We start from the raw sequence: 24093 nt of genomic DNA on the forward strand, positions 1-24093 counted from the left end.
CGCACCGAATCGGTGCGCAGCCCTTCGAATCACCCGCGAAGGGGGGATTCCGAGTACTAAACCGTCGCCGCGGCGAGCGTCTCCGTGGTCTCCACGGCCTGGCCCACACCGGCCACGATCGCGGCGACCCGCAAGGACTCGAAGATCACCTCGCGCGAGACACCGGCCTCACGCAGGGTGTGCTCGTGCGCCTCCAGGCAGTGCGCGCAGCCATTGATCGAGGAGACCGCGAACGACCACAGCTCGAAATCGGCCTTGTCCACGCCCGGCGTGCCGATGATCTGCATGCGCAGACCGGCCCGCAGGTCGTCGTAGCGACCACCCAGGAACGCCTTGCCCCGGTAGAACACATTGTTCATGCCCATGATCGAGGCGGCCCCGAGCGCGGCGTTGTACGCCTCCGCCGACAGCGAGTCGGCGGCTTCCTCGGCGATCTCACGCAGCGTGGTGGCGGACTTGCTGGCAGCAGCGGATGCCAGCAGGGTGCCCCACAACTGCTGCTCGTTCAGCACGGTGGTGCGTGCGATCGAGGAGAGGTTGAGCTTGAGGTCCTTGGCGTACTCGGGTAGCGAGTTCTTCAGGTTCTCGATGGTCACAGGCGCTGTATCTCCTTTAACGCGGCCCTTATCGGATCAGACGGAGGCGGTCAGCAGCTCGCCGGCGTTGATCGTCGGGTCGCCCTTCTTCCAGTTGCAGGCACACAATTCGTCGGACTGGAGGGCATCGAGCACGCGCAGCACCTCGTCGACATTGCGGCCCACGGAACCGGCGGTCACGGACACGAACTGGATCTCATTGTTCGGATCCACGATGAAGGTGGCGCGGTCGGCGACGCCATCGGCATTGAGAACACCGGTGGCAGCGGCCAGTTCACGCTTGAGGTCGCTCAGCATGGGGAAGGGGAGGGTTTTGAGTTCCTCGTGCTGGGCGCGCCACTGGAAGTGCACGAACTCATTGTCCACGGAAGCGCCGAGGACCTGAGCATCGCGATCGGCGAACTCCTCGTTCAGCTTGCCGAAGGCGGCGATCTCGGTCGGGCAGACGAAGGTGAAGTCCTTCGGCCAGAAGAACACGATGCGCCACTTGCCGGCGTAGTCGTCGCTCGAGATCTGAGTGAAGTAATCGTCGGGCTGCTGAGCGTTCACCTTGGACAGATCACCGCCGATAACAGCCTTCAGGTTGTAGGCGGGGAACTGGTCGCCGATGGTCAGCAGGGCCATGCTTGCTCCTCTTCGTAGTCGAAACGATTGTGTCGTGACTGCTGCGAACGATCTTGCCCACGCTTCGGTAAAAGGTAAAGGTGATCGGTCGCACTATACTGATAGGCGTGACTGATCAAACTTATCAGCCAACCCTGTCGCAGCTGCGTGCGTTCGTGGCCATCGCCGAATATCGCCACTTCGGGACTGCCGCAGCGCGGTTGAGCGTGAGCCAACCCACGTTATCGCAGGCCCTGGCATCACTGGAAAACGGACTGGGGCTCCAGCTGATCGAGCGCAGCACGCGCCGGGTGCTGGTCACGGCCGCCGGTAAGCGACTACTACCGCAGGCCATGGCGACTTTGGAGGCGGCTGACCGATTTGTCGCGTCCGCTGCCGGGTCCGGGCTCGGCGGAACCTTGCGTTTGGGAATCATTCCGACGGTCGCGCCGTATGTATTGCCGACCCTGCTACCCGAATTGCGGCGGCAATTACCGGCTTTGGTACCGCATGTGATCGAGGATCAAACGGCGCGACTATTGGATGGGCTGCGCTCGGGCGTGCTCGATGTCGCTTTGCTCGCATTGCCGACTGATACCTCGGGGCTGGTCGAGATACCCCTATATACAGAGCAATTCGTGGTGGTAGTGCCGCGCGGGCACGAATTCGCCGGGCGGGATGACCTGCGTCCGAAGGATCTCGACACCGTGCCGCTCCTGCTCCTGGACGAAGGTCACTGCCTGCGCGATCAGACCCTGGAGATGTGCCGGTCCAACGATGCGCATCCGGGCGCGGTGGGGGATACCCGCGCGGCCTCGCTGGCAACCGTGGTGCAGTGCGTCGCAGGCGATCTCGGCGTCACCCTGATTCCGGAGATGGCCGTGGCCGCCGAAACCTCGCGCGGCACACTGGAAATCGCGCGCTTCGCCCAACCCGCACCGGGGCGTCAACTGGGGCTGGCCTTCCGGGCATCGACCGCGCGCACCGAGGATTACGAGCATCTCGCCGGAATCATTCGCGCACAACGGCCGGAGTGATCCGGGACTCAGGTGCCGCACCTGCGCGGTTGCGTGCCCGAGGGGCGTCTGGGACGCTCGGGCCATGCGGATTCATCATCTGAACTGCGGCACGATGGCCTACGGCCTGGTCGACCACTGCCTGCTCATCGAAACCCGGGACGGACTTGTCCTCGTCGACACCGGATTCGGGCTCGGCAGCGTGCGCAACCCGGGGAAGATGCTGGGCCTGAGCCGATTCGTGCTGGGCGCGAAACTGCTGGAGCAGCAGACCGCGGTGTGGCAGATTCAGGCGCTGGGCTACGACCCCCGCGATGTCCGGCACATTATTCTCACGCACCTGGACCTTGATCACTCCGGCGGATTGGCCGACTTCCCGGAGGCGACCGTGCATGTGCACGGCCCCGAATTCCGGGCCGCCACCGCCACTCCCACCCTGTCGGAGCGATTGCGCTACCGAGCGCAGCAGTGGGAGCACGGGCCCAAGTGGATGGTGAACGAGGTGGAGGACGGCGAGGACTGGTTCGGGTTCCGCGCGGTGCGTGATCTGCCGGGGCTGCCGCCGGAGATTCTGGTGGTGCCACTGCCCGGGCACACCCGCGGGCATATCGGGGTCGCGGTGGATCACGGCAATGGCTGGCTACTACACGCCGGTGACGCATTCGTGCTCGAGAGCGCGATCGATCCCGAACATCCGCACACGTCGCTGTTCTGGAAGGCGTACGAGACCTCGGCGATCGTGCGGGATGTGCACAAGGAGAATCAGCGGCGGCTACGGGAGCTCAAGCGGATGCACGGGCATCAGGTCACGATCATCAATTCGCACGATGCGAGTGTGTTCGCGCGGGTGACCGGAAGGTGACGGCCACTGATTCCGGTGTGCCCGAGAAGGATTCGCTCCGAGCAGGGGTGGCGAGGCGGTGGGCGCGGTGGCGGCTGCCGCGCGAGACCGATCCGCTGTTCGTGTACGGGACGCTGCGGTTTCCGGAGGTGCTGATCGAATTGATCGGGCGTGCACCGGAATTCGAGTCGGCCGAACTGTCCGGGCGGCGGGTGGCGGCACTGCCCGAGCGGGTGTACCCCGGATTGGTTGCCGCGAACGGTGTCGCCAATGGATTCCTGCTGAGCGGACTCACCGCGCGGGAGTGGCAGGTGCTCGATGCCTTCGAGGATGAGGAATACGAGCTACGGCCCGTCTCGGTGCACGCGGGGGATCGGCACGTGTACGCGTGGACGTATATGTGGACGGGGCCGGTGGTTGCGCAGGATTGGTCGCCGCAGCGGTTCGCGGTCGAGGAGTTAACGCGCTACCTGGGGAAATGCACGGCCTGGCGGAAGGATCTGGTCCTGGTGAGCGGGACTGTATGACACGGGCCACACTCTTGCGGTAGAACGTGATCGCATGGACACCGCTGCTGGAAATCGCGAGACGGACAACGCCGGGAAGACGGGCGCCGTCGTCGCGGGTGCGCGCCGCCAAGCCCTCGGGGATGTATTGCGGCGCAGCGCCGCCCGGCTGCCGGACAAGACCGCCCTGGTGTGGCGGGAGCGGCGGGAGAGCTTCGCCGAACTCGATGCCGCCGTGAACCGGGTGGCGCACAGCCTGGCCGATCGCGGTGTGGCGCAGGGTGATCGGGTGGCGATCTACTCGCACAATTGCCGCGAGTTCGTGCTGCTGTACTTCGCGCTGGCGCGGTTGGGCGCGATCTCGGTGCCGATCAACTTCATGCTCACCGCCGACGAGGTGGCCTATATTCTCGAGCATTCGGGGGCCATCGGAGTGATCGCCGAGGATGCGCTGGCCGCCGAGGCCGAGGCGGCGGTGAAGCGGCTGGGGGACAGTGAGATCCGCGTCTTCGGCTGGATCGCGCTGGGCGGGCTGCCTGCCGGTGCGGGCTGGGAGCCGGTGTCCGAGTGGGAAACCCACGCCGACGCCTCCGAACCCGAGGTATTCGTCGGCGATGACGACCCAATCCAGCTCATGTACACCTCCGGCACCGAATCCCGCCCCAAGGGCGCGACCCTGTCCAGCCGCAGCCTCATTGCCCAGTACGTGAGCGTGGTGATCGACGGCCGCATGAGCGCCGACGATGTGGAGGTGCACGCCCTCCCGCTGTACCACTGCGCCCAACTGCACTGCTTCCTCACCCCGGACATCTACCTCGGCGCGACCAGCATTCTTCTCCAGGGCCCCGACCCAGCGACCGTCTTGCGCACCATCGAAACCGAGCGCGCCACCAAACTCTTCTGCCCGCCGACCGTCTGGCTCTCCCTGCTCCGCCACCCCGACTTCGACACCTACGACCTGTCCTCACTGCGCAAGGGCTACTACGGCGCGAGCATCATGCCGGTCGAGGTCCTCCAAGAATTGGCCGCACGACTACCCGGCGTCCAACTGACCAACTTCTACGGCCAAACCGAACTCGCCCCCCTTGCAACGGTTCTCGCCCCCGAAGACCAACTCACCAAGCCCGGCTCGGCAGGCCGCCCCGCCCTCAATGTCGAAACCCGCGTCGTTGACGACGACGGTGTACCCGTCGCATCCGGCACCGTCGGCGAGATCGTCCACCGCTCACCACAAGCCATGCTCGGCTACTGGAACGATCCCGAGAAAACCGCGGAAGCCTTCCGCGGCGGCTGGTTCCACAGCGGCGACCTGGGTGTCTTCGACACCGACGGCTACCTCAGCATCGTCGACCGCAAGAAGGACATGATCAAAACCGGCGGCGAAAACGTGGCCAGCCGCGAGGTGGAGGAAGTCCTCTACCAGCACCCCGAGGTCTCCGAAGCCGCCGTGGTCGGCATCCCGCACCCGCACTGGATCGAAGCGGTGACGGCGATCATCGTTCCCCGCAACGGAACCCACCCCACCGCCGAATCGGTGATCGCCCACTGCAAACAACAGCTGGCGGGCTACAAGGTCCCCAAATACATAGCCTTTGCCGACGCCCTACCCAAGAACCCCAGCGGCAAGATCCTCAAACGCGAACTCCGCGAGCAGTATCTGAACCTCGCCGCCCCCAACTGATCACCCGATCCGATCCACGTACTCGACATTCGCCCGATCGCCGGGGTCCGCACTGGGAGCCCCGGCGAACCAGGCATCCAGGATCTCCCCCAACAGCGCCCGCGAAGTCAACCGCAAGCTCAAGGCCAGCACATTGGCGTCGTTCCACTTCCGCGCACCGTCGGCTGAGTAGGCATCCACGCACAGCGCGGCCCGCGCTCCCGGCACCTTGTTCGCCGCAATCGACGCCCCCGTCCCGGTCCAGCAGCACACCACCGCCTGCTCCGCCCGCCCCTCGGCGACATCCCGCGCGGCGGCCGCGCTGGCCCAGGCCCAGTCTGCCCGCTCTTCGATTGCCAAGGCCCCGTGCGCCACTACCTCGTGCCCACGGTGTCGCAGCTCCTCGACTACGGCACTGGCAACACCGGTGTCTTCGTCCGCAGCCACTGAAATTCGCATGAGTCGATTGTGGCTGCTCTCGCTATGTTGAGCTAGTCGGAATGAAGGAAATTTCTCGAGCCGTTAACGCCGATCAGAACAACCAATCCAGGAGTTCGACCAGACCCCATAGGAGAAGAGCGAGGATAAAAATTCCGCCTGCATTGTCGCACTCATTTTTCGACCCACACCATGCGGTGATATTTCCGAACTGATCGGTGACAGAAAGTTCGCAGAACTCGCACACTCCCGGCGGTTGATTCAGGAAAGCAGGGCCGATCTCGACCGCCCTCTGGTGAAGTCGATCGCTGTAGTCCTTATCTTCGAGCGCCTGTTCGAGCGCGACTACGCTCATCGAACCCACAAGGGGCAGTGTGGTCTTCAGCGAACGCTCCACAAAACGGATCGCTCGGGGGCCGACCGTTTCCGGCTTGATAACGTGGTCGGTGGACCGCAGGGTCTCGATGGCGGCGTCGTACATATAGGCGAGACCAGGCCCGATCTCGGGTGGTAGTAAACCGACCTTGATCCCGAGATCACCGGCCCCACGCTTGTACAGGTCGGCCAGCCGAACCGCATCCTCCCGTTCGACCATGACGCCTTTGAAGTGCCGCTGAAAGCTGCTGAACGCTTTTGCCATCTCGTCGTCTTCGGCGACCGCGGTCAGCAGGTGGTCGATCATTTCGTTGAAGGCGGCTTTGGGATTCGAACGGCGCTTCAGCGTAAAGGGAGTGGCAGAAAATATGCTGTCAGACTGCGAAATATCGGCAGTGGAGTTGGAAGTTTTGGTCATCGTGACCATCTCCATTAATTGATCAGAGCGAGATCGCGAAGGCCTCCAGGAAAAAGGGGTTCGCGGCTCAGTGGATTACTAATCCTAGTCGTCGATTCACCTTCCGTCACTGGCAGCGACTACGCGATTTCTCCGCCGGAGTTACGCGCCCCCATTTCATTCTGGGCACCTGAGAGTCTCAGGTGCCCAGAATGGTTCGCCGCCAACTACTTCCCGGTGGCGCGGGCCATCTCCTCCGGGTAGCGGTCACCGGCGACCGCCGCGGCCGGGGCCACCGCGATCGGTCGTTGGGCGTCGTCCACCGGTGTCCCTGTCAGTCGAACAGTTCGGTCACGTCGTTTGCCGTAACGGCTCGCCGTGCCCACGCTGTGAGCTGCTCGACATCGGTGCAAGCCTCGATCCGGGCTCTGGCTTCCGGGGACATCTTGATACCACGGGCCTCGAGGACCGATTCGAGCGTCTGGATCGCCCCGGTGGCGATTCCCTCTTCGATTCCCTCTTCCCGACCCTGTGCGACCAGGCGGCGGAATGTCTCGCTGTAGTACTCACGATGTGGAGTCGTGGTCATCAGTCCCTCCATGGACGATCGTGCCGCATCGGAAAGGGCGGAAATCACCAGGTCGACATACATCTTAGCCCGGTCCGCGGTGTCGGTTTCGGGATCGTTGAGCAGCCTGGCGTTGATGGTCAGGAATGCGTTGAAGATGCGGTCTCGATTCTCGTCGTACTGATGCGCGATGGCCGAGAGCACTGCAGCTCCGGCATCTGGTCGGCGGGTTCCGGATCGGTGATGACCGGGACCTGCGCGGGGCCGAGCACCACCGGCGTGAGGCTGCCCAGTCCACATCCCAATTCGATCGGTTTCGATGCCCAGGTCGCGGTCCGGCGCTTGGAAGTGAGCACCAATAGAACCGTGGGGCAGTGCAATCGCGCTCGAAGCGTTGTCACGTACACCGGCCAAGACCAGTGTTTGCGGTGGTCCGGGCGCAGTTGGACCTCGACGACGACGGCAAGTACGGGTCGCTTGCCGACAAAGAGCACGACAACCCGGTCCGCGCGGTACTCCGTCGGGGTCTTGTCGGTGAGGTTCGAGCATGCGGTGTCTGCTCGTTCGTACGCGGGCAATTCGACGCCGAGCGTGGTGAGCAGGCGGGCAGCGAGTTCCGGCTGATTGGTGAAGAGCTCCAGCAGCAACTCGTGCGTCGGAGTAGGCACGGTGCGACGATACGCTTTGGCTATGAGATGAGTTGTCGAATAGCAATATTCATGCGGGCCTGCGTCAAAGTTGTTGGGCGGTTAGGAGAAGTCGGAGGTGGGTGGTGGTCCAGTGGTTGAGGGCTTCGAGGGGGGTGGCGGTGGGGAGGGAATGGTGGAGGGTTTCGAGGGGGGTGGCGGCGGAGGTTAGGCCTAGGCGGCGGAGGGTGGTGGCGGATTCCCCGGCTCGGGTGAACCAGGATGGGGGGAGGTGGCGGGCGCCTCGGTGGGGGAGTTCGGCGGTGAGGGCTATGGCTGAGGTTAGGGCTTTGGCGAGGGGATCTTGTTGGGGGAGGGGGGATCCCGGGGGGAGGGGGTGGTCGGTGGTGGCGTAGTAGGGGGCCATGACGGTGGTGGGGGTTACCAGGGCGGTGGGGTCTAGTTGGAGGTGGCCGTGGTGGCGGGTTAGGGAGCCGGCTATGTAGCGGATGAGGGTGGAGTTGTCGGAGAGGGTTTGGGCCAGGGCGTCTATGACGGCGGGGGCGGCGTTGGTGTGGGTGTGGGTAATGAGGGCGGTGCCGGTGGGGGCGTGGAGGGTGGCTTCGAGGCGTTGGTCGCCTGGGAGGTAGCGGATTTCGGTGATGGAGTCGACTACTACTGCTCGGATGGATTCGCCCCGGACTCGGGGGCGGATGACGGTGGGGGGTTGGGTTGCGAGGCGGGCTGATTCGGCGTTCAGGTCGGAGATGAGGAGTTCTGGGGGGAGTTTGGACCAGTCGCCGGTGGAGGGGAGGACGGAGGTGCGGGCTACGCGGCTCGCGGCCAGGCGGACGGTGCGGTTGGCGGAGCGGATTGCTGATTCGGTGACGATATTGCCGGTTGCCAGGTCGGACAGACAGGCTGAGCCGGTGCGGCGAGCGCCGAGGGCGGCGGGGGACGGCGGTGTCGCACCCTCGGGGATGGCGGTGGTGTAGTGATGGGTGAGGACGATTCTGGCCTCGGGGTGCGCGAGATAGGTTTCCACGCTGCGGGATTCGGCATCACCGGTAATGCGCGCGCCGAGGCCGATGAGGTGCAGGTGGCGCAGTGGGGTCTGCGCGGATTCCTCGGTCCCGAGCACCGAAACCCAATCGCGCCGACCCGCACGGTGCCGGGCCACGAGTTCTGCCATGAGAGCGGCGGTGTGCAGTGGGTCGTGACGCGCGCTGCGGTCACGATAGGCCGCGAGCTGGTCGAGCAGGTCGGTGAGGGCATCATGCGGCCAGCGCGCGGACGCCTTGTCGAGAGTGCGCAGGGCCGAGGTGAAGACTGCGGGCAGCGCCGGACCCGCATGTGCCACACCATCACCGAGCAGATCGGCCAGCGGGGCGAGCACGGACCCGACAGCGGTCGCGGCGGCCGAACCATCGGCCTCCTCGCCGACGGTGACCTCCAGCTGCTCGGCGCCGGGATCGATGGCATCCGCAACGCGAAAAGCCCACACCGCCAAGGCGATCGCGTCGGTGCGGGTGCCACGCGCGGCATCGGCGCGGGCATACCCGAGATCGCCCGGCACGAGGAAACGCACTGTCACCGTCGACATTTCGACCGATGGGACAGGATCGGCGGTGGTTGCCCGGCGCACCGTGACCCGATAGCCCATCCGGTGCGCGCGCCGGGCCGCCGTGAATGCCCGCGTTCCTAGCAGTGCGCGAAGCTGATCGTCGGTGAATTCCCCGGGAGACCACGATGGTTGTGCGTGACCAGGATTGGCGGATGAGGGCAGTGAGTCGGTGTCGACCGGTGGCGTGGGGGACTCCGCTGCGATCTCTGTGCCGCTGGTGGCCGGAGTGCTCGACTCGGTTGCAGGGATGGTCGATTCGGCGGCGGATCGGTAAGCGAGGACTGCCATTACGCGGTGGCGGCAGACGGTTGTTGCGCCGCAGGAGCAGGGGGTGGAGTCGAGGGGGATGCCCGGCGGGAGGGTGGTCTTGGTGGCATCGGGGAAGGTGGCTTCCACTGTGCCGTCGGGGGATTCGGTGAGGGTGGGCGGGACGGTGGCGCCCTCCTTGAGGGCTCGTTTGAGGATGCCACGGTTGGCCAGGGTGATCAGGGAGTCGTCGGTGAGGGCCAGGAGGTCGGGGCGCATGCGGGTTATCCGATCGTTTCGGCGATGAAGGCGGCCAGTTCGCCGGGGGTCATGGCACCCACGTGGACGCCGACATCGGCTAGGCGCTGGCCGGTTTCGCGGTCGAAGACGGGATCGGATTGCTCGTCCAGGGCGGCCAGGCCCAGGACGGTCACGCCCTCGGCGACCAGGGAAGCGGCGGTGCGGATGAGGCCGGCGGGATTGCCACCCTCATAGAAGTCGCTGATCACGGCGACGATGGTGCGGCGCGGGTTCTCCACCAGCCGGGCGGCATAGGCGAGGGCGCGGTGGATGTCGGTGCCGCCGCCGAGCTGGACCTTCATGAGCAGTTCCACCGGGTCGTCGACGTCACGGGTGAGATCGACGATCTCGGTGTCGAAGGCGAGCAGGTGGGTCTTGATACCGGGCAGATTCCACAGGCAGGCCGCGGTGACGGCGGAGTGGACGACCGAGTCGACCATCGAACCGGATTGATCCACCAGCAGAATGACCTGCCAATTATCGATATGCCGGCGGGTGCGGGCGCGGAAGTGCGCGGTCTCGATGTAGAGCTTGGCCTCGCTCGGGCGATAGTGGGCGAGGTTGGCGCGCACCGTCTTCGGGAAATCGAAGTCGGCCGCACGGGCGATGCGACTGGGGCGGCGGGAACGCGTGCCGGTGAAACTGGTGCGAATCTCGGAGGCCAAGCGCTCCATGAGATCTCGCACCACCTGTTCGACAATGCGGCGGGCCATGCGCAGCACTTCGGGGTTCATCAGATGCTTGGTACGCAGCACCGCACCGAGGAGTTCAGGATTGGGTTCCAGGCGCTCCAGCACGCCGGGATCGGTGAGAACCTCATGTAATCCGTAGCGCTGCACGGCATCCCGCTCGAGTCGCTCGATGGTGGCCTTCGGGAACAGGCGGTGGATATCGTCCAGCCAGTCCACGGCGTGCACGAGTGAGGGGCCGGACCCGCCGCCGCGCCGGACATCGCGGCGATCGAGGTCCCCATCGCGCTCGTAGAGCCAGTCGAGCGCGGCATCCCGCCCGGCCGCCCGCGCATCCAAATTCTGCCCGCACGTGACTCCGCCGCCCGCCGCGCCCAAGATCAGCCGCCAGCGCTCAAGGGCCGGATCGAGATCAGACATGGCTTCCCCCACTGAGTTTCACGTCGTCTCCCGCAATCTGATCAGATTCGGCAGCGAGCAACCCGTGCTCCGCCATTAGATGATCGACCCGCAATTCCACCGCCCGCGCTCGTGCCAGCACCTCGGCATCGGCCCGCAATCGCAAGAGCGCCGACCCATCCCCGGCGAGCCCCCGCATCTCCAGCAGCCGCGAGCCGATATGCGCGCGCTCCCGAGGCGGAAACCAAGCGAATGCCAGCCGCAGCGCAGGCAGCGCCGACAGGAACTCCGTCTCGCCGAATCGGCCCACGAGTTCATCGAGCACCGCAAGCAAAGGCGCACCGCTCGATTCCGTATCGCTCCGGTCTGGCAAAGACTCACGGCTGGTGGATGTTTCGCCCTTGGCGGTCGGAGCACCCCCGAGCTCCGGGATGGATGCCGCCAGTTCCGCACCGGCGACCTCGAGCAGTTGCTCGCGAGCGAGCGCGAACAGCCCGGCGAGGAAGTCGCCCAAGACATCGGGTGCTCCTGCCAGCCGCACCGCACGGGCGGTATCGAGAGTGTCATGCGGCGCGAGCGCTGCCACCACACCCACCGCCGCGCCACGCAATGCGGGCGGCCGGTCCTGCGCCGTGCACCGGCGGAACACACCCACCAGGTCATCGCGTTCGATGCTCAGCACGCCACCCGCATGCAAGGCCGCATCCCGGACGGCGATGATCGCGTGCAACAGACCGTCATCGGTGGGAGCCGGGCCGCCCCGCAATCCCTCCACCAGCCACAGCAGCCGCAGCACGGCCGCATCGGTGAGCGCCGCCAGCATCGGTGAATCCGCCGTCCCGAAAAGCCGGTCGTGCCGCCACAATCCGAGCGTCACCGCCAACAGCCGCCCGAGCCCCACCGGATCACCGGCGGACTGCACCAGCCCGCGCACCGAATCGACAATATGCCCGGTCAACTCGGTCAGCCCGCACAGCGTGGCGTCGAACAGGACCGCCGCCAGCTCCCCGGTATCCGACCCCGCCTTCGTGAACCGCTCGCCGAGCCGAGTAGCCGCGGCCTCGGCGCAAGTCGCACCGAGTGACCCCGCCTCGATGAGCCCCGGCAGCCGCATATGCGACGTACGGATCCTCCAGCTCTCACCCGGCTCCGGCGGCCGCCCGACGGCAGGCCCCGAAGTCCGTTCGAACCCGGGAATCCCTAACACCCGCAACCGATGCAGCACCCGGCTCGCATCCAGTCCGTCGGCGCTCCCGAGATCGACTTCGAACGATCCGTCGTCCGGGATCCCGCACCGCCGCAACTCCCGCTCCGCGTCGTGCACCAAGGGCGGATGCGGCGTGCGCCCATGCAATCGCCCGACGGTATCCCCGGACAATGCCGCCACCATCTCGACAACCACCGGATCGGTCCCCGCCCGCAACTGCCCCCGCCCGGTCCACGGCAGCGGCCGATCCAATGCCGCGGTGATCAGCGTCCCCGCAAGCCCATCCAAAACATCGGTCCGCGAAGGCGATTCGTGCCCCCGCAACCGACTCAACCCCAAGGTGAGCGTCCGCGCCCCGATCAACGAAGCCGTCGAAACCGCCTGCCCCCGATTCCGCAACCGCCGCACCACCGCCCGAGTAACACCCTCGCCCGCCGCCTCGGCCCCCACCTCCCACAGCTGCTGATAGTAGGCAGGCGACGGCATCCCGGACTGATACCCGTCAAACGCATCCAACCGCCGAAAGCTGTACGGCACCAGGTAACTTCCGCCCGCGCCATCCCCAGGAAACGGAGGCACCTCCGGCCACATCGTCCCGATCCCACCGGAGTCTTTCCCATCCGCATCCAGTACTGCACCGGGCGGCGGCGGAGCGGACCGTTCGTCGGTCATCTCGACGCCCATCGCGGGGCTCTCTTGCCCAGCGCGGGTGGACTCGTCGTCCGAACCAGGATCCAGTGACGCGGCAGACGACGGGTGGGCGGATTGCGGAGCGGGCTGCGCGTTGGCTGCGGCATCGCCGTGCGAGGGCATTACGTCGATTTCGCGTGGTCGCGGCATTTCACCGAGACCGGCGAGATCGATGGTGGCGGAGGCCTCCTGGTCGAGGAGGCGGCGGATCAGGGCTGGACGGTGGAAGCCGCCGGTGACCACCACGATGTGTGCGGGATCGTCGGCCGTCACCAAGGGCATGGTGTTCAGATCGGTGACGGCGGCTGCGATCCATCGGGACATGTAGAGCTCGCGGGCCAGGTCGCCGGGGGAGGCGGGGTCTTCGCCTCGGACCAGTTCGAAGTAGGTGGCCAGGCGTTCGGGGAGGGTGGTGGGGTCGCCGAGTTCGAAGAGGTGGTCCCAGAGGGTGTCTATATTGTCGACGGCGAATTCGGCGCAGAGGCGGTCGATGGCGCGGGCGTAGCGGCGTTCGGCGTCGGCGTAGCGGTTTTCGAGGCCGGAGAAGGCTTGATGCCAGGCGGGGAGGTCTATGAAGCGGACCTCGGCTCCCGTGGCACGGCCCTCGGTGAGGGCCAGCCATTCGGGGGAGTAGTCGCAGAGCGGGGCCCAGGACATGTGGCGGGTGTCGGTGTCGCGGTAGCTGGTGAAGACCGCGATGGGGAGGTCGTGGCCGAGCAGGAGTTCGTCGAGGCGGTCGTTCATATCGGCCGGGCCCTCGATGAGCACATGGGCGGGGCGCAGATCGCGGAGGGTGTCGCGCACGAGGCGCGCGCACGCCGGGCTGTGGTGGCGGACACCGATGAAGGTGACCGACACCCGCCCGATCCGGACCGGCGCGGAATGCACGTCGGTCATCGGCGTCAGCCCGGCAGCTGGAAACGGGCGTCGTGCAACGCCTTCCATGCGCGACCCGATTTGCGCGGCACCTGCTGTTCCAGATAGCGGCGCAGGCGGGCCAGATCGTCCGGATCATCCTTGGCGGCGGTGCCCGCCAGGCAGTGCACGATATCGGCAGCGTCCCCGGTCTCACCGCGCAGATACCAGCCGCGCAAGCCGACCGCGTGCGCCACCGACACCGCCTCCGCAGTGCTCATGACCGCCGACATCCGATCCAGAGAATCACCGGATTCGGTAGCGCCCGAACGCAATTCACGGAACGCCGTCACAAGCACCTCGAGCACGTCGCGCGGCGGGGCCTGCGGCACGCCGGAACGCCGCAGCAGGTTCTCCGCCTCGGCCTGCACCAATGCCAGCTCGGCCGCGAAATCGGTGATGGGGAAAACGGTTTCGAAGTTGAACCGGCGCTTGAGCGCGGCACTCATATCGTTGACGCCACGGTCGCGAGTATTCGCGGTCGCGATGACATTGAAACCCTCGACCGCATAAACCATGTCGCCGAGCTCAGGCACAGCCAGCACCCGATCCGAGAGCAGCGACAGAATGGAATCCTGCACTTCCAGCGGGCAGCGGGTGATCTCCTCGAACCGGACGATCCGACCCTCCCGCATGCCGCGCATCATGGGCGCGGGCACGATCGACCGCTCCGACGGCCCCTCCGACACGAGCAGCGCGTAATTCCACCCGTACCGAATCTGATCCTCGGTGGTCGCCGCACCGCCCTGAATGGTGAGCGTGGAATCCCCGGAGATCGCCGCCGAAAGCAATTCCGACAGCAGCGATTTCGCAGTACCCGGTTCCCCGGTCAGCAGCAGTCCGCGCGTGGTCGCCAGGCTCACCAGCGCACGATCCACCAGCGACGCATCGCCCACGAACTTGCGCTCGATCCCGAGCTTGGGATCGCCCACAATGAACCGCTTGGCGGCATTCACACTCAATGCCCACCCGGGCGGCTTCGGCGCAGTGTCGTCCGCGCGCAGCGTCGCCAGGTCTGCCGCCCAGCGCAATTCGGCGGACGGGCGCTGCAGGTGTTCGGTCGTGGTCACAGTGCTCCTGCTTTCAGCCAGGCGATATCGCGAAGTACTTCGGACGCGGTGATCGCATCCAGATCGGCGAAGGTGACGCCGTGCGGCCGGTGGCGGCCACTGCCCAGGCGGGCGTCGAAGGTCTGCTCCGGATAGGCGCGCGGGTCGTACGCCATCAGGCCGGGGAAGGCGTTCACTTGGAGGAAACGCCCACCGGGAAGCGGCTTCTCGAAGGTCATGATGTGTGCGCCGTCGGTGTTCTCGATCGGCAGCCAGTTCCGGCCGGGCAGTCCGAGGAAGCGGGTGCTGTCCACCGTCGTGCCATCATCGGGGACGCCCTCGGCGGTGCGGAGTGCGTCCGGGACCGCGAAGGTCTCCCGCTCGACCTGCGGGAATGGTTGCAGTAGTTCGTAATCGGAGAAAACCTCACCCCACGCCGCGACCTCGCACGCGAACTGGATCGGATGCGCCACCCCGAGCACCGCATCATCCGCGACCTCGACTCCGTCATCGCGGCTGTCGGCGAAGGTGAGATCCTCGGCGATTCGGAAGGTGCCGGTGAGCGTATCGCCGTCGTACACGCCCCACACCAGTCGCCGCGTCACATGCCTGCGTAGCGGATGGTCGATGAACAACGTGCGCAATTCGCCCGCGGTGAACCGCCGCTGATCGACCATCGCCCGCTCCAGCCGCCGAATCTGATCGACCGCAATGGCTTTGACATCCTTCTTCAGCTTCCGGAAGGTCTTGTGCGCGGCCTCGGCGAGCTCCGCATCATCGCGCACGCCGGGTTTCGGCAGCGTCTTGACCGGTGCCCCGTCCGCGGCGGTGATGGTGGGCCGCAACACTTCGTCGAAGCCGACCACGAATTGCCGGGCCCCGAAATCCAGCACCGCGGTACCGTCGGCGCGCAGCCCCAGATCCGGTACGAGGCGGTCGGCGAGCTGATCAGCGGTCAGTCCCAGCCGCTCGGCCACGGCCTCGATGCGCTGCTTCGCGCCATCGCGGACACGCGGCGTCTTCACCTTCTCGCTGATGAACTTCAATGCCAGCAGCGCGGCATCCGAGCCGATGGCGACGAACGCATCCAAGACGGTCACCGACCGGGCATCGGAACGATTGATTCGCACATGCTCCAGCAATGCCGCCACGGTGTCGTCATTGCCGAACGAACCCAGCGCCTCGTATACCCAACTGTGCCGAGCGGGCCCGCCGGCCCGCAGCCACTGCCGATACAGCTCCCAGGCCAACTCGGCGAGCGTCGCCGGATCGCATTCCCGGAGTACCTGCGCCACACCCGCATAGGGCTCATTGGTCTCGGCCAGCACCAGCATGATCAGCAGGTTTTCCACCGCCGCGTCGGGCAGTATCTGACCGTCGGCGCTGTGCACAGGCGGCAGCGTGGCCCTATCCACCCAGGCCGGAACATCGGGAATCCGGTTGGGCAGCAGTGCGACCGGGTCAGCGGTGAGCAATGCCTGGACAGCGGCGGCCACCGGCTCACCGTATTCGGTTGCGACGCCGCGAATCTCCTCGCCGTGACCCTGCTCGTCCAGCAGTCGCAGCACCCGGATGGCGACTCGGCGCAGTTTTGCGGCGGTCCCGACGGCGCGCGGAATCAGCACCTGCGCGACGTACCGGGAATGGCGGCGCAGATACCGCAGCGCGGCCGGACGCAGCGTGCGCCGATCCAACCGCCCGATAACGATATCGACCAGTTCGGTGCTCTCATAAGGATTCAGCGCCTGCTGGACTTCGCGGGGAAACTCGCGCACCGCGCCCAGCAACAAGGGATACGCGTCGAGCTCGAAGGCAGCGATGGCGGCTCGCAAAGAATAGGAATCCAGCGACACCCAGCGCAGGCGGCCGGTGCGCAGTATCGGCAGCGCTCGATCCCTGCCCGCCACAACCAACGCGCCCAGCTCATACGAGCTCAGGTGATCCGGGTCGATGCGCGTCAATATCTGTTCGAAGTCGGCGTAATAGGAGGCATCGAGGAGTCTCAGCGCCTCCTCACGCTCACCCGGCCGCCAGCTGCACCGCACCTCGGACGGCGCGACCAACCCACTGATGACAACAGGTTTCCTGCGATTCTTCCGCTGCCACGGCGGATTCCGCAGTATCTCAGGAGCCGCCCGCGGTGCCTCCGCAGTGCCGGCGTCCCGCACGATCTCCTCGGCAATCAGCTCGGCACTGCCCTCCCCGGCAGCCGGACGCGTTTCGGCCATGGTCATGAATCCCCCGTTCGATCTCTGTAACTCGGTCCCGACTGTAGACAGGCGCTCCGACAACCGCGGCAGCCGTTGAATCGGCTGCGCGTGACGTGCTTCAGTCATCAAATCCCTCCCCGGGTTTCGAACAGGTGCAACTCAGGCGATGAGCTGGTTCAGCTCGCGCAGGAGTTCGGAGGCGGTGATGGGCGGCAGGTCCGCGAAGACCGGGCCCGAATGCTCGCCGCGTTGCCAATAGCTCTCATGGCCGGTTTCGGTGAGGCGCACCGTGATCTGCTGCTCGGCCCATTCGAGGGCGGCACCGGCGAGGATGCCGGGATCGAGACCGATCACCACCGAGCGGCCATCGGCCAGGTTGCGAACGAATTCGATGGAGACGCCGCCGTCCATGGGTTCGCCGCGCTCCCAGCCGAATCGGGTGAGGCCCAGGAGTTTTCCGGTGGGCACGGTGCGCTGCTCGAATCTCGTCAGCGTGGATGCGGTCAGCTCGTCCCGCGCGAACGCGAGGATTTCGCGTTGTAGTTGCGGGAAGGGTTGCAGGATCTCGTAATCGGCGAAGAGCTCGCCCCACGCTGCCAAGGAGGTTCCGAGGTGCAAAGGATGGGCGATGCCCACGAGGGTGTCCTCGGCGAGTGACACGGGATCGTCATGGACATCGGCATAGCTGCGGTCCTCCGCGATGCGGAAGGAGCCGGTGGGTGTGCCGTCGGCGTCGAAGGTGGCCCACACCAGCCGACGAATCGGATGCCACAGCAGTGGGTGCTGCACGAACAGCCGGTACATAACGGCGGCCGACCAGCGGCGACCCTGAACCATGGCCCGCTCGAAGCGCGGGATCTGGTCGGCCGCAGCTGATTTCACATCCTTCTTCAGATCGGTGAAGGATTTGTAGGCGGCGGGGGCCAGCTCGGGATCGTCCTTGACTCCCGGTTTGGGTAGCGATTTACGGAGCCCCGTGGGTTGCCAGCTGTCGTCCGCACCGCGGATCGCATCGGAGACAGTCGGTTTCAGATGTTCGTCGAAGCCGATGACGAAACCGCGCGGGCCGTAGTCGAGAGCCAAGGTGCCATTGGCGGCCAGGCCGAAATCGGGGACGAGGCGGTCGGCCAGCTCTTCCGGTGTCAGGCCCAGACCTTCGGCCACCTCGGCGATCCGTTCCTGAGCTTTCGCCTTCAGCCCCTTGAACTGCACCTTCTCGGCGATGGCATGCAGCTGCATGAGCGCCACATCGCTGCCGATCTCGGTGAGAATGTCCAGCCCGGACACCGCGCGGGCGTGCGCCGATTGGCCGGGCCAGATCCGGATCAGCGGGCCGATCCGCCGAGCGGTCTCATCATCGCCGACGAGCGCGAGCGCGCGCAGCACCCAGGTGTCCTTGGCGGGATAGTCGGCCAGCCGCCACATTTCGAAGACGGACCAGGCGAATTCGGCCAGTGAATCCGCATCGACGAGCTCGGCGAGCCGCGCCACACCCGCGTAGTCGCCGGAGGGGCCGCACATGGCCAGCATGGTGCACACATCCGCCGCCGAATGCACCGGCAGCACGGCATCGGTGGCGCGCAGGGCGATCGCCGGAAGTAGTTCCGGGGTAAGCCATTCCGGTGTCGCAGGGATCTTGGTCGGAAGCTGCGACAGCGGATCGGTATCCAGGACGGTGCCGATGGCGGCGATCACCCGGTCGTCGAACCGTGCTGCGGCGGATTCGATTTCGGGGCGATGGCCGCGATCGGCGAGTGTCCGCAATGCCGCCTCGGCCGGACCGCGATCCTTGCCCGGTGTGGCCAATGCGGCCGCGATGAGATTCGGCAGGGCGGTGGTGAGATGCCGATCGAACCACGCCAGCGCGGTGGGACGGGTCTTGCGTCCGTCCAGTCGGCGGACCATCCATGCGCTGACGGCCGCGCGGTCGTCGGGCTCCCCTGCCAGAGCGTCGGGGCTGGGCGCGAGGAGATCGGTCAGGACCAGCGGCGTCCCCTGCTGCCGAGGTCGCTGCCACGGCGGAATACGCAGTAGCTCGGGCAGTTCCGCAGCGGTGGCCGGTCGCTGCCGGCCGCCCGCGAACGCGGCCAGTTCGGGCAACTCCGCCACCAGATCCGGATGGGCGTGCGCCACAGCACGCAGGATCTGCCGCGCCAGAGCGGATCTCGCCGCGCGCGGACGCAGCATGCGGACCGCGCGGCGCGGAAAACGCTTGGCCGCCTCCAGCAGTGCGGGTGCGAGGAACCGCTGATCCGACCTGGAATTGAGGATGCCGAAGGCCTCATCGGAAGGGAGCCGGGACAGCAGCTCGGCCGCCTCGCTCACCATCTCGCCGCGCCGCAGCAGGCGATCGAGCACGCCCGCGCACTCCGGGCCCAAGCGGATGAGCGCGGAATACAGGTATGCGGAGCCATGGAAATACGGCAGTTGATCGGTTCCCGCCGCATCGATCACCCGCTCCAAATCCGCACGCGAGGTGACCGACGCCGCGAGCATGATGAAACGACTCGCGTTGCTGTCGATGGGAACGACGGCATCCACATCCTCGGCCACCCACTGCTGCTCGGTGGGTGCGAGGAAGGTGGTTGCCAAGCGAACTGCCAAGCCGCCCACAGTGCGTCGAAGGACGCCGAGCCGCGTCACGACAGCGCGGTATTCGTCCTCGGGGATGGCTGCCAAGTGTGCCCGCATCCGGATCAGCGGTTCGGGCGCAGCGGAGTGGCCCGGGTAGTCGGCCGGGTGCCGATCGAGAAAGGCGGTCCAGCGGCCGGCGACCGGATCGTAGTGCTCGCCGAATCTGAGACCGGCCAGCAGAGTGGCCGCCTCGGCGGCGAAGACCATGCCTCGCTCGATCACCCAGGCGTCGGCCGTATGCTCGCTGCCCTGCGGCCTACGGTTACGGCCGAGATCGACCGCAGCGGCCAGGACGGCAGCGCCGAGCGGTGCGCAGCCCGCCGGATCGTCCATCGCGGCGCGCCCCGCCTCGGCGAGATCGGTATTGCCCGCGGCGGCCATCAGGTCGAGGGTTTCGACGACATAATTGCGATATGTCGCAAGGAGTTCCGCGCGCTCGTAAGTCGCGTCGGTCATCATGCTTACCGGCCGCGGCGATCCGTACCCGCGAGTCGGCACGGCCCGGGCCCACCACTCGTCGGGCACCGTCCAACGATCTTCGTCGGCAAGGGCGGTATCGAAGGTTTGAGTGGAGTCGAGCATGTTCCCCCGAATCGTGGAGCGTTTGACGCGCCGACTGTAACCAGTCGGTACGACACAGATTCGGGGGTCGCTCCCGCCTACTTGCCGGTGGCGCGGGCCATCGACTCCGGGTAGCGGGCACCGGCGACGGCCGCAGCTGGAGCCACCGCCTCGATCCGAGCCAGATCGTCGGCACTCAAGGTGATGTCGACGGCGGCCACATTCTCCTCGAGATAGGTCCGGCGCTTGGTGCCCGGAATCGGCACCACATCCGCACCGCGGCTCTGCACCCAGGCGAGCGCCAATTGCCCTGCCGTCACACCCTTTTCCGCGGCCAGCCCGCGCAGCGCCGCGACGATCACCAGATTGCTGTCGATATTCCCGTCGGCGAAACGGGGAAGGTTGCGGCGCATGTCATCCGCGGGCAGATCGGCGGTCGAGGTGATCGCCCCCGTCAGGAACCCGCGCCCCAACGGCGAAAACGGCACGATCCCAATCCCCAACTCCCGGCAGGTAGGCGCCACCTCGGCCTCGATATCCCGAGTCCACAGCGACCACTCGCTCTGCAATGCGGTCACCGGGTGCACGGCATGCGCGGCCCGAATAGTGGCCGCCGAAGCCTCCGAAATCCCCAGATACCGAACCTTTCCCGCCTCCACCAACTCCGACAACGCACCCCAGGTCTCTTCGATCGGCGTATTCGGATCCACCCGATGCTGGTAGTACAGGTCGATGTGATCCACGCCCAGCCGCGCCAGCGACTCATCACAGGACTGCTTCACATAAGCGGCATCGCCCCGAGCCCCCATGGACCCGTCTTCCCCCATGACAATCCCGAACTTGGTAGCCACCACCACCCGATCCCGCCGATCGGCAATGGCCCGCCCCAGCAGTCGCTCATTGGTCTCCGGCCCATAGACATTCGACGTATCCAGCAATGTCACCCCCAAATCCAGCGCCCGATGAATGGTCGCAATCGACTCTTCATCGTTCCCTCGCACCCCGTAAGCACTGCTCATCCCCATCAACCCAAGCCCCTGCGCCCCAACGGTCAGCCCGCCAAGCTTCCTGGTCCCGATCATGCGCTCTTCCTCCCACGTGCCGGATTCGTACGGTGACACCAAGACGCTACGACCTGGAGCTCACTCCAAGTCAAGTCTTCGGCAAGATCAACACTCGGTGACCGGCGAACTGCGCTGTGCCCCTGCGGTTGTGGGTAAGGTTCGATCATGGTGCGACCAGCTGAGAGTGACACTTCCCGGTCCCGGGTCACCGCCGAGGACCTTCACCTCGCCGTTCAATCGGCCGTGGCAACGCTTCGAGAGGCATCACCGGAGCTCTGGGGGCGTAAGGCGGGTTCGCTTGAATGGGACTGCTGGGAGACCGTTGAGCACCTCAGCGACGACCTCTTCGCATATGCCATTCAATTGGCTCCCGCGACACCGCCGGTGGACGATCACGTGCCATACCTTTTCGAACCTCGACGACCGGGCGGCCCCTGGAACGCGGTACACGCGGACCGTGCGGCTGGGCCCGAAGGCCTACTGCGGGTACTGGAGGCCAGCGGTGGACTGCTGATTTCCATGGTGCAAACGAAGCCGCCGGAAACCCGGGCCTTCCATGTCTCGGGTGTCTCGGACCCCGAGGGCTTCGCCGCAATGGGAATCATTGAAACCCTGGTGCATACCTACGACCTGGCGCAGGGGCTCGAACTCAACTGGCAGCCGCCCGCAGACCTGTGTGCCCGCGTCCTCGCCCGCCTGTTTCCGGATGCACCGGAATCCACGGACCCCTGGACTGCCCTCCTGTGGGCCACCGGCCGCATCGAACTACCCACCCATCCTCAACGCTCGGCCTGGATGTGGGACGGCACCGTTCGCGAGTGAGAACGGAGGCGGCGGTATTGGCCTGGGGGGACACGGTATTCACGCTTGAAGGCTTTCGCGAAGGCGTATTCCGAGCCGTAGCCGCAGCGTTCGGCGATCGACTGGACCGTGGCATCGCTGCGGTGGAGCATGCGGGCGGCAGTGGTCATGCGCCACCAGGTGAGGTAGGTCAGCGGTGGCTGGCCGACCGCGGTGGTGAAGCGTTTGGCGAAGGTGGCGCGGGAGACGCCGGCCTGGGTCGCCAATTCCGCTACGGTCCAAGGGTATTCGGGTTGGCGGTGGATGCGGTGCAGGGCGATGGCAATCGTAGGGTCGTTGAGGGCCGTGGCCCAGCCGGGGGAGTGGTCGGACCCGTCGAGCCAGGCGCGCAGGACATACATCAGGAGCATATCGATGAGGGCGGGCAGGATCGCGTCGGTGCCCGAGCGTGGCTGGTGTAGCTCATTTCCGAGCATGTCGATGGTGGCGCGCAGGGGACCGTTGTCGCCCACTCGGGCGGGCAGGTGGATCAGCGGCGGCAGGGTGGCCAGCAGTGGATGCGGGCGGGCCAGGTCGAAGGTGTAACAGACACAAAGCATTTCGGTGGCCGCGCCGGGGCCGGGAATGTTCAGCTCCGCGACGGAGTAGCCCTCGTTGTAGTCGGGGCGGAAGTCCACGGCCGCGCTGCCGGGCTGATCGGCCAGGGTGTGGGCATGCTGCGGACCGGTGAAGAGGATGTCGCCGACGCTCAGGTTCACCGGCTCGCCCTCGAGCGGAATCAGACTGCACCCACCACGCATCACGATGTGACAGCACGCCGCGTCACCGGCCGGGAACCGCACGCCCCACGGGGCTCGGCAGGTGCTGCGTCCGGCATACGGCTGCCCGGCCCGCATGGCGGCGAGCACGTCACTGAGAACATCCACGCGAACACCCTATCGTCCGATCCGATCAGACGTTCAGACAAGAATTCCGGATTCCGGGCTATTCAGCATCCGAGAACGGTCTCCTACTGTCATGTTTCGTGATGAAAGCCAAGACAGTGCTGTTCGACGAACTGGGCGGCCCGGAAGTGCTCTACCTGACCGACCTCGAGATCGGCGACCCCGGCCCGGGCGAGGTCCGTGTCCGCGTCGATGCCATCGGCCTCAACCGCGGCGAGGCCCTCCTGCGCTCCGGCGGCTACTACTACGACGCGGTCCTGCCCGCCTCCCGCCTGGGCAATGAAGCCGCCGGAGTCATCGAAGCGATAGGCCCGGACGTCACCGATTTCACCGTCGGCGAGGCCGTCAGCATCGTGGTCAAGCCGATCGACGAGGGCATGTCCGCCCACGGCGTCTACGCCGACCGCGTCATCGTCCCCGCCCACCGCCTGCTGCACCGCCTCGGCCACATCGACGCGATAACCGGTGCCGCGGTGTGGAATGCGGCCTTCACCGCCTACGGCGCGCTGGTCGAAGTGGGCCGAGTCCGCCCCGGCGACACCGTCGTCGTCACCGCCGCCTCCAGCAGCGTGGGCATGGCGGCTCTCCAGATCGCCCGATACCTGGGCGCCATCCCCATCGCGGTCACCCGCTCCGGCAGCAAAGCCGACCAACTCCGCACCGCCGGAGCCGAATACGTCATCGCCTCGGACCACGACGACGTCCCCGAACAAATCCACAAACTCACGAACAGCCAAGGCGCACAACTCATCTTCGACGGCGTAGCGGGCCCGGGTGTCTCCGACCTGGCCCGCGCGGTAGCCCCCGACGGCATCTACATCGTCTACGGCTCCCTCGACACTCGCCCCACCCCACTCCCCATGTGGTGGCCGATCAATATCTACGGCTACGCCCTCTTCCACGTCTTCGCCGACCCCGAACGCACCCGCCGCGCCGAAACATTCATCACCAACGCCCTCCGCGCCGGTGCCCTGACCCCCACCATCGACCGCACCTTCGACCTCACCGAAATAGTCGAAGCCCACCGCTACCTGGAATCCAACACCCAGGTAGGCAAGATCGTCCTCACAGTCCGCCACCCATGAGATGCGAAGCGCCCCGCACGGATTCCGTGCGGGGCGCTTGCGTGTACCG

Annotated in this window: 20 protein-coding genes; 6 read left to right on the forward strand and 14 right to left on the reverse strand. The window is 66.2% G+C overall.

Features of this window, described 5'->3' with window-relative positions; genetic code table 11:
* Positions 1-56: 56 nt before the first annotated feature.
* Together AB0N05_RS07905 and AB0N05_RS07910 are read right to left on the reverse strand one after the other, a co-directional pair.
* Positions 57-596 carry a carboxymuconolactone decarboxylase family protein gene (locus AB0N05_RS07905; RefSeq protein WP_364688898.1) on the reverse strand — a complete coding sequence of 180 codons (540 nt, stop codon included), beginning with the start codon at positions 594-596 and terminating at the stop codon, positions 57-59.
* A gap of 36 nt (positions 597-632) precedes the next feature.
* The gene (locus tag AB0N05_RS07910; RefSeq protein WP_364688901.1) at positions 633-1220 is read right to left on the reverse strand and encodes a peroxiredoxin; all 588 of its coding nucleotides are present in this window, start codon (positions 1218-1220) and stop codon (positions 633-635) included.
* A gap of 107 nt (positions 1221-1327) precedes the next feature.
* Here AB0N05_RS07910 and AB0N05_RS07915 point away from each other — a divergent pair, with 107 nt between their 5' ends.
* The 4 genes from AB0N05_RS07915 (at position 1328) to AB0N05_RS07930 (ending at position 5243) form a co-directional block, all read left to right on the forward strand.
* Complete coding sequence (locus tag AB0N05_RS07915; protein ID WP_364688904.1) at positions 1328-2236, forward strand: hydrogen peroxide-inducible genes activator; 909 nt, start codon at positions 1328-1330, stop codon at positions 2234-2236.
* Between the two features lie 64 nt (positions 2237-2300).
* Entirely contained in the window at positions 2301-3077 is a 777-nt protein-coding gene (locus AB0N05_RS07920; RefSeq protein WP_364688907.1) for an MBL fold metallo-hydrolase, read from the forward strand.
* Positions 3074-3583, forward strand: a complete 510-nt coding sequence (locus AB0N05_RS07925; protein ID WP_364688910.1) for a gamma-glutamylcyclotransferase family protein — start codon at positions 3074-3076, stop codon at positions 3581-3583. The genes AB0N05_RS07920 and AB0N05_RS07925 overlap by 4 nt, the downstream gene beginning before the upstream one ends.
* Before the next feature lie 34 nt (positions 3584-3617).
* The gene (locus tag AB0N05_RS07930) at positions 3618-5243 is read left to right on the forward strand and encodes an acyl-CoA synthetase (protein ID WP_364688913.1); all 1626 of its coding nucleotides are present in this window, start codon (positions 3618-3620) and stop codon (positions 5241-5243) included.
* Here AB0N05_RS07930 and AB0N05_RS07935 read toward each other — a convergent pair whose 3' ends face one another.
* The 11 genes from AB0N05_RS07935 to AB0N05_RS07985 all read right to left on the reverse strand — a co-directional run bounded on the left by AB0N05_RS07935 (position 5244) and on the right by AB0N05_RS07985 (position 21232).
* Positions 5244-5681: an RpiB/LacA/LacB family sugar-phosphate isomerase gene (locus tag AB0N05_RS07935; RefSeq protein ID WP_364688916.1), complete on the reverse strand. Its 438-nt coding sequence runs from the start codon at positions 5679-5681 to the stop codon at positions 5244-5246. It abuts the gene before it with no gap.
* A 73-nt stretch (positions 5682-5754) separates the two neighbouring features.
* Positions 5755-6453 carry a hypothetical protein gene (locus tag AB0N05_RS07940; RefSeq protein WP_364688919.1) on the reverse strand — a complete coding sequence of 233 codons (699 nt, stop codon included), beginning with the start codon at positions 6451-6453 and terminating at the stop codon, positions 5755-5757.
* 313 nt (positions 6454-6766) lie between these two features.
* Positions 6767-7204 (reverse strand): hypothetical protein, encoded by a 438-nt coding sequence (locus AB0N05_RS07945; protein ID WP_364688922.1) that lies wholly within the window; start codon positions 7202-7204, stop codon positions 6767-6769.
* Positions 7141-7668, reverse strand: coding sequence for a hypothetical protein (locus tag AB0N05_RS07950; RefSeq protein ID WP_364688925.1), 528 nt, complete (start codon positions 7666-7668; stop codon positions 7141-7143). Before AB0N05_RS07950 ends, AB0N05_RS07945 begins: the two co-directional genes overlap by 64 nt.
* Before the next feature lie 64 nt (positions 7669-7732).
* A complete protein-coding gene (locus tag AB0N05_RS07955) occupies positions 7733-9775 on the reverse strand; it encodes a hypothetical protein (protein WP_364688928.1) in 2043 nt (680 codons plus the stop codon).
* A gap of 5 nt (positions 9776-9780) precedes the next feature.
* Positions 9781-10905 (reverse strand): VWA domain-containing protein, encoded by a 1125-nt coding sequence (locus AB0N05_RS07960; protein WP_364688932.1) that lies wholly within the window; start codon positions 10903-10905, stop codon positions 9781-9783.
* Positions 10898-13678 carry a DUF5682 family protein gene (locus AB0N05_RS07965; RefSeq protein WP_364688935.1) on the reverse strand — a complete coding sequence of 927 codons (2781 nt, stop codon included), beginning with the start codon at positions 13676-13678 and terminating at the stop codon, positions 10898-10900. The genes AB0N05_RS07960 and AB0N05_RS07965 overlap by 8 nt, the downstream gene beginning before the upstream one ends.
* A 5-nt stretch (positions 13679-13683) precedes the next feature.
* Entirely contained in the window at positions 13684-14766 is a 1083-nt protein-coding gene (locus AB0N05_RS07970) for an AAA family ATPase (RefSeq protein ID WP_364688938.1), read from the reverse strand.
* Positions 14763-16979: a DUF4132 domain-containing protein gene (locus AB0N05_RS07975; protein ID WP_364688941.1), complete on the reverse strand. Its 2217-nt coding sequence runs from the start codon at positions 16977-16979 to the stop codon at positions 14763-14765. The genes AB0N05_RS07970 and AB0N05_RS07975 overlap by 4 nt, the downstream gene beginning before the upstream one ends.
* Positions 16980-17114: 135 nt before the next feature.
* Positions 17115-20171: a DUF4132 domain-containing protein gene (locus tag AB0N05_RS07980; protein WP_364688943.1), complete on the reverse strand. Its 3057-nt coding sequence runs from the start codon at positions 20169-20171 to the stop codon at positions 17115-17117.
* Between the two features lie 77 nt (positions 20172-20248).
* A complete protein-coding gene (locus tag AB0N05_RS07985) occupies positions 20249-21232 on the reverse strand; it encodes an aldo/keto reductase (RefSeq protein WP_364688946.1) in 984 nt (327 codons plus the stop codon).
* A gap of 345 nt (positions 21233-21577) precedes the next feature.
* Here AB0N05_RS07985 and AB0N05_RS07990 point away from each other — a divergent pair, with 345 nt between their 5' ends.
* Positions 21578-22036: a hypothetical protein gene (locus AB0N05_RS07990; RefSeq protein WP_364688949.1), complete on the forward strand. Its 459-nt coding sequence runs from the start codon at positions 21578-21580 to the stop codon at positions 22034-22036.
* Here AB0N05_RS07990 and AB0N05_RS07995 read toward each other — a convergent pair.
* On the reverse strand, positions 21994-22941 hold the full coding sequence (locus tag AB0N05_RS07995) for an AraC family transcriptional regulator (protein ID WP_364688952.1): 948 nt from the start codon (positions 22939-22941) through the stop codon (positions 21994-21996). The genes AB0N05_RS07990 and AB0N05_RS07995 overlap by 43 nt on opposite strands.
* 101 nt (positions 22942-23042) lie before the next feature.
* Here AB0N05_RS07995 and AB0N05_RS08000 point away from each other — a divergent pair, with 101 nt between their 5' ends.
* On the forward strand, positions 23043-24044 hold the full coding sequence (locus AB0N05_RS08000; RefSeq protein WP_364688955.1) for a zinc-dependent alcohol dehydrogenase family protein: 1002 nt from the start codon (positions 23043-23045) through the stop codon (positions 24042-24044).
* Positions 24045-24093: the final 49 nt, after the last annotated feature.

Origin of the sequence: Nocardia sp. NPDC051030 (assembly GCF_040683015.1) — a bacterium.
Lineage (GTDB): Bacteria > Actinomycetota > Actinomycetes > Mycobacteriales > Mycobacteriaceae > Nocardia.